8 protein-coding genes are annotated in these 5,984 nt (G+C 70.7%); 3 read left to right on the top strand and 5 right to left on the bottom strand.

Features of this window, described 5'->3' with window-relative positions:
- On the bottom strand, nucleotides 1–160 hold a 160-nt coding region (locus tag D450_RS32805), incomplete at its 3' end, for a DUF397 domain-containing protein (RefSeq protein WP_017541305.1).
- A complete protein-coding gene (locus tag D450_RS0124705; protein ID WP_039820924.1) occupies nucleotides 153–1,019 on the bottom strand; it encodes a helix-turn-helix domain-containing protein in 867 nt (288 codons plus the stop codon). The genes D450_RS0124705 and D450_RS32805, both read right to left, overlap by 8 nt.
- Nucleotides 1,020–1,223: 204 nt before the next feature.
- On the opposite strand from D450_RS0124705, the gene D450_RS0124710 reads away from it, so the two are divergent.
- Together D450_RS0124710 and D450_RS0124715 are read left to right on the top strand one after the other, a co-directional pair.
- The gene (locus D450_RS0124710) at nucleotides 1,224–1,526 is read left to right on the top strand and encodes a hypothetical protein (RefSeq protein ID WP_017541307.1); all 303 of its coding nucleotides are present in this window, start codon (nucleotides 1,224–1,226) and stop codon (nucleotides 1,524–1,526) included.
- Nucleotides 1,527–1,648: 122 nt separating this feature from the next.
- Nucleotides 1,649–2,149 (top strand): hypothetical protein, encoded by a 501-nt coding sequence (locus D450_RS0124715; protein ID WP_017541308.1) that lies wholly within the window; start codon nucleotides 1,649–1,651, stop codon nucleotides 2,147–2,149.
- Nucleotides 2,150–2,188: 39 nt separating this feature from the next.
- On the opposite strand, the gene D450_RS0124720 is transcribed toward D450_RS0124715, so the two are convergent.
- On the bottom strand, nucleotides 2,189–3,787 hold the full coding sequence (locus D450_RS0124720) for an MDR family MFS transporter (protein WP_017541309.1): 1,599 nt from the start codon (nucleotides 3,785–3,787) through the stop codon (nucleotides 2,189–2,191).
- A gap of 268 nt (nucleotides 3,788–4,055) precedes the next feature.
- Here D450_RS0124720 and D450_RS0124725 point away from each other — a divergent pair, with 268 nt between their 5' ends.
- Nucleotides 4,056–4,640, top strand: a complete 585-nt coding sequence (locus D450_RS0124725; protein ID WP_017541310.1) for a TetR/AcrR family transcriptional regulator — start codon at nucleotides 4,056–4,058, stop codon at nucleotides 4,638–4,640.
- A 57-nt stretch (nucleotides 4,641–4,697) separates the two neighbouring features.
- Here D450_RS0124725 and D450_RS0124730 read toward each other — a convergent pair whose 3' ends face one another.
- Nucleotides 4,698–5,201, bottom strand: coding sequence for a hypothetical protein (locus D450_RS0124730; RefSeq protein WP_017541311.1), 504 nt, complete (start codon nucleotides 5,199–5,201; stop codon nucleotides 4,698–4,700).
- A gap of 83 nt (nucleotides 5,202–5,284) precedes the next feature.
- Nucleotides 5,285–5,767, bottom strand: a complete 483-nt coding sequence (locus D450_RS0124735) for an SgcJ/EcaC family oxidoreductase (protein WP_039820926.1) — start codon at nucleotides 5,765–5,767, stop codon at nucleotides 5,285–5,287.
- Nucleotides 5,768–5,984 lie beyond the last annotated feature (217 nt).

The raw sequence follows: 5,984 nt of genomic DNA on the forward strand, positions 1-5,984 counted from the left end.
CCAGGAAGGCCTGCCACTCGGTCGCGGCGAACATGAGGTGCCCCGCGTCGGGGTGCTGCGAGTCGCGCACTGCCGCACCACTGGGCAGGTCGGCGACCTCAACGCAGTTGTTCCGGTTGCCGCTGTAACTGCTCTTGCGCCAGTTCTGCGGGTCAGGCATCACGGTCCTCTAGCTCAGCTGCGAGTTGATCGAAAAGAGCAACGGACTCGTCGGCCCCAAGTGCCGCGTTCTGGACCAGCCCGAACGCGACTTCGAACTGTTCGATTTCGTCGGGTTGCTCTAGGAACATGCTAGCCGCGTAGGTCTCTGAGTACGCCAGCGAGGGGTCGAGCGGGTGCGGGAAGTCGAGCAGGACGAACGATCCGTTTAGCGCGGCATGGTGGCTGGCCGAGAACGGTAGGACGTTGATCGTGATGTTGTGGCGCGAGGCGAGGTGAACCAGGTGCTTCAGCTGATCGCGCATGGTCTGAGGGTTGCGGGTCGGACGCCGTAGAGCTGCTTCGTCGATGATCGCCCAGTAGCGGGGCGGGTCGAACCTGTTGAGGATCGTCTGGCGTTGTACGCGCCCCTCTACGTGGCGCTGCACCTCTGCCTCGTCGTGTACCTGGCCTCCACGGAACACGCTTTCCGTATACTCCGGGAGCTGAAGCAGGCCGGGGATGACCTGGCACTCATAGGTGCGGATGACTGAAGCCTCAGCCTCGAAGTCGGGGAGGGAGTCTGTGAACACTCCCTTGTAAGGCGCCTTCGACCACCAGCCGCGTTCTTTGGCGTCGTGCGCGAGCTGGTGGAGCTCCTCGCGGATCTCAGCGTCTTCGATGTTGTACAGGCTGAGGAGTTTGTCTAGATCTGAGGGGTTGATCCGGCGTTCGGCGTTTTCGAACTTCGACAGCTTCGGAGCGCTCCATCCAACCTGCCGTGCGGCCTCCATGAGGCCTATGCCTGCTTGTTGGCGGGCTCGCTGGAGCTCAGAGGCAAGGCGCCGGAGTCGAACGGTCGGGCTGTGGTCGCGTCGCATGGGGTGCAGTCTAGACCCAGGTTTCATGTCAATTTCCAGATTTTCACTTGCAGGCTGGAACTTGGCCGTTCATACTCAAGGTGTCAGGCAGATTGGCTTCTGGAGGCGTGAAATGCCTGCTGTTGCTGACAGTGAGCGTATGTTCTCGGCAAGTTCCGTGAGGGCTGGTCGTCGGAACTCCCCACTCCCACCTGAGGAGGCGGGATGCTGACCGATCGCCACCCCTGCCCGCAGCTGCGTGATGACTACACCGGGCGGGGCTGGCTGTTCTTTCGCAGTGGCCGGGGCGCGGAGCAGCCGCTGATCAACGCCGTCTTCTGTCACCCACTCCCGTCGCGCTGCGCCGCCGTCCTCGGGGTCTCCGAGTACTTCCGCGCCCCGCTGCACCGGGTGCGCCCCGAGGTCGACCGGCGCTCGCGCACCATCGAGGCCCACGCGCGCACCTGCACCCGCTGCGCGGACGTGCTGGCCGCCGCCGTCGCCCACGCCGGACTCGCCGTGCGCTGACCCCGCGCCCTGCGCGGTTGAGTGCACGGCCCCTTGCGGGCGCCGCACCGGGAGGGGGCGGCGCCCGCACCACTCCTCTCCTCTTCCTCTCCGCACCCGCACTCACGTACCTGGAGCACGCCATGGCGACCCTGACCCGAACCCGGAACCTGCCCACCACCCGCGGCCCCCAGGACTCCCGGGGCCTGGACGCGCGGCAGAACGCCGAGCTGGCCCGCCTCGTCCGGCGCCTGGCCGTCGTTCGCCCCGAGATCATCGCTGCCCAGCCCCCGCCGCCCGCCCCGCCCGGGCCCGTGCCGGACTCTGTGCCGGAGGCCGTGCCGGAGATGTTCCCGCCGCACCTGACCCGGGACGACTTCCCCGTCCCCAAGGAGGACCGCGACCTGGTCGCCCATCTGCGGGCCCTGTCCCTGGGCCGTATGCGCCCGGGCGAGCGCTGGCCCGCCCACGCCGACGACCGCTTCCTGGCCCGGATGCGCCGTCCCCTCCTGCGGCGGCGCATCGCCGACTTCGTCCGTGACCGGGTCCGCCCCGTCTGCACCGCCGTCGGCGCCCTGACGCTGGTGTGCGGCCCGGCCCTGATACTCCTGACCGCCCTCGGAACGACCCTGCCGACGCCGTGACCCCGGACCGACCGCGCTCGGGCTCCCCGCCGCCCGCTCTCAGCCGCGGCTGGAGCGCAGCGGGACCTGCCGGAAGAACAGCACCAGCGCGAACCCGACCACGGCGATCGGCATGCCCAGCAGGAACACCTGGTGCATGGCGGTGTTGAAGGCCTCGATCACCCCGTCCTGCACGGCGGCGGGCAGGGCGTGGATCGCGTCGGGCGACCCCAGCGCCTTCTCCGACAGCTGCGGCGTCTCCGGAGCGGGGAGCCCCTGCGCCTCGGCCTCGGCGGCCGCCTCGGCCGCGTTCCGGGCCATCGTCTCCAGCTCGGAGTGGAGCCGCTCGGTCATCACCGCGCCGAAGACCGCCACCCCGAACGCGCCGCCCAGGTTGCGGAAGAACGACACCGCCGACGTCGCGGCGGCCATGTCGGCGCGGGGCAGTGCGTTCTGCACGGCCAGGATGAGGATCTGCATGGACAGCCCCAAGCCCAGGCCGATCAGCCCGACCCCGGCGCCGACCAGGACCAGCGACGATCCGACCTCCAGGGTGGACAGCACGCCGAACCCGGTCCCGATCAGCACAGTGCCGGCGACCGGGTAGCGCTTCCACTTGCCCGTGCGGCTGACCAGGAAGCCGGAGGTGACCGAGGCGGCGAGCAGGCCCAGCACCATCGGCAGCGTCATCAGGCCCGAGGCGGTGGGGCTCATGCCCTTGACGATCTGCAGGTACTGCGGGAAGTAGATCATCACCCCGAACATCGCCATGCCCACGCACATCGACGCGGCGGCCGAGAGCACGAAGGTGCGGTCGGCGAAGAGGCGCGGGGGCAGGATCGGGTCGGCGGCGCGGCGTTCGGCCACCACCGCCAGCCCAGCGAGCACCAGGGCGCCGGCCGACATCAGGTAGGTGGGCGCGGAGTTCCAGTCGAACTCCTTGCCGCCCAGGCTGAGCACCAGCATGGCCAGGCCGGCGGCGCCGACGATGCACGAGGCGCCCTGCCAGTCGACGCGGACGCCGCCGCGCGGGCGCCGGGGCAGCCGCAGCAGCCGCTGGATGGTGATGAAGGCGGCCGCGGCGACCGGCACGGTGATGAAGAAGCACCAGCGCCAGCCGAGCGGGCTGTCCACGAGGAACCCGCCGAGCAGCGGGCCGGCGACGGTCGAGACGCCGAAGACGGCGCCCAGGAAGCCGGCGTAGCGGCCGCGCTCGCGGGGCTCGACCACGTCGCCCAGGATGACCTGGGGCAGGGTGGCCAGTCCGCCGGCGCCGATGCCCTGCACGAAGCGGGCGCCGATCAGCCACGACATGTCCTGGGCGAACCCGGCGGCGACCGAGGAGCCGATGAAGATCACCAGCGCCGTCTGGAACAGCAGCTTGCGGCCCCAGATGTCGGAGAGCTTGCCCCACAGCGGGGTGGAGGCGGTCATCGTGAGCAGGGTGGCGCTGGCGACCCAGGAGAGCTTGTCCTGTCCGCCCAGCTCGCCGACGATCGTCGGCAGCGCGGTGCCCACGATCGAGGTGGTGAGCATCGACGTCAGCATCGCGAGCATCAGGCCCGCGAGGATCTCGATCACCTGGCGCCGGGTGTAGCGGGGGCCCGGCGGCTCCGCCGGGCCCGCCTCCGACCGGTCGGTGATCGCCTGCTCTGCCAACGCGTTCTCCCTCTCGACGCTCGTCGGTGCGCGCCGGGCACGGGACCCCGCCCGGACACGCCGGGGCCCGCCCCGCACCCGGTCGGCGTGCGCGGGCACGCCGCAGAGGCCGCCGTGCGGCGGGCCGGTCGTGGGATGAGGGGAGGGCCGATTCTCCCCTCCGGTATAAGTAAACAGTGTTGACTTGTCAAGCCGGGACGGCAGGGACGCCGGCGCCGCGTGCGACGATGAGGGCGACGGACCGGAGGCAGGACGGGGAGAAGCGCCGATGGAGCGGCCGGAGGAGGGCGGGTGCGCCGGGCGGGCGCGCGACCGGGAGGCCACGCGCCAGCGCATCCTGGACAGCGCGCGCGAGCTGTTCACCAGCGAGGGCTACGCCTCGGTGTCGTCGCGCCGCATCGCCGCGCACGCGGGGGTGAACGTCGCCCTGATCAACCGCTACTTCGGGGCCAAGCGCGGCCTGCTGGCCGAGGTCATCGCCGAGGAGGCCGCGTTCCCGGGCATCGTGGAGGGCGACCGGGAGGGGCTGCCCCGGCGGCTCGCGGAGCACCTCGTGTACCGCACCCTGGCCGGCGGCACCCCGCTGGGGCGGGCCCTGGAGCACTCGGCGGGCGACCCGGACCTGAAGTCGGTGCACGAGGAGCGGCTGAAGAACGCGGTGATCGGCCCGCTGGCGGAGGCGATCGGAGGCCCGGAGGCCCGGGCGCGGGCGTCGCTGGTGGCGTCGGTGCTCCTCGGCGTCGGCCTGGTGCGCCGTCTCGAAGGGGCGACCTCCCTCCATGACCTCGAACCGGACGTCCTGGTGGAGCGCCTGACCACGGTGATCGAGGCCTGCCTGGCAGGGGAGCCGTAGGAGGAGGGTCTTAGGAGGACGACCGCCACGGGCCTCTGCGCGTCCAGGGGATGCGGGTCAGGGCTCGGGCCAGAACTGTGCCAGGTACTGCTCACGGCCTTCGAGGTCGCGCTTGGCCGCCCTGAAGCCCGGATCTTCGATGTCGTCGAACCGGTCGAAGAGGGCATCGTAGGCGTCGCCGACCAGGCGGCGATTGCGGTGGAACACCCGGATCCGGTATCGGCCCGGTGCGGGCAGGGTGAGCAGGTCCTCCTGCATCCCGATCGTCAGCTCGATGACGCCGACCACCCCGCTGGGGAGTGTGATGGAGGCCGTGTGGGTCCCCTCCCATACCGGCGCCGGCTCGGGCGGTTCGGTCTGCCAGGACTCCAGATCGAGGCGGACCAGGACGTTGTCCTGAAAGCTGTGGAGGTACACGGAGTGCTCGCCCGCGCTGAAACCGTCGTGCCCGGGGACGGGGGCGTCCAGCTCGGGGTCTTCGCAGTCGACGATCTGGAAGACCCCGTAGGCCGGGTCGACGAGGGCGCGGCGCGTGATGATGGGGCTGTCCGGGCTGTCCAACGCGAACCCTTCCGACTCGTTTCAGGGGCGGGACGGGGCATTGAGAGTAGGTTCGGATGCCGACAGAATCCGGAGACCCGGCCTCAGCGCGAGGGGGCGGCACCCTCGTCGGATGTCCCGGACGGCCCGGACGTTCCGGCCGCCTCTGGGGTGAAGTCGTCCCGGCCGTTGTCGCGGGTGTTGTGCGCGGCGCGGATCCTCCATTCGCCGTCGCGGCGGACCAGGACGAGCGTGATGATCCCGCTGCGGTCCTCGGCGGGGCGCGCGCCCGGAAGGCGGTGCCCGGGCCATGTCCACAGGGTGTGGACAAGGGCCACGTCCGGGGCGATCTCCCGGACGCTCGCCACCTCCTGGCTGTAGTCCGCCTTCTGTGCGAGGACGGAGGCGGGCACGTCCTTGTGCCCGTCGACGTTCTCGGCCCGCGTGCGCCACCACAGCCCGCGGTGGGTGATGAAGTCGGCGTCCTCGGTGAAGTAAGCGCCCCAGGCGTCCATGTCGTGGTCGATCCACAGCCGGGTGTGCGCGGCGACCAGGTCCTCGATCGCGCGCTGCTCGTTCAGGTCCATGGGCTCCACCCTGGATCCTGAAGTCCGCTTGAGGTCAATCGGTGCCCTGCCCGCCCCGGTCGTGTCCGCTGGCCTGGTGGAACTCTGCAGGCCCCGCCCCCCGGTGGCACTGCCTGCCGCCCGCATCGCCCCCCGTTGATCTCGGGCAAGTCGGGGTAATACTCGCCTGTATTACCCCGACTTGCCCGAGATCAACGGCGGGGAGGGGGCGCGCACC

This window comes from Nocardiopsis halophila DSM 44494 (genome assembly GCF_000341245.1).
GTDB classification, from domain to species: Bacteria; Actinomycetota; Actinomycetes; order Streptosporangiales; family Streptosporangiaceae; genus Nocardiopsis_A; species Nocardiopsis_A halophila.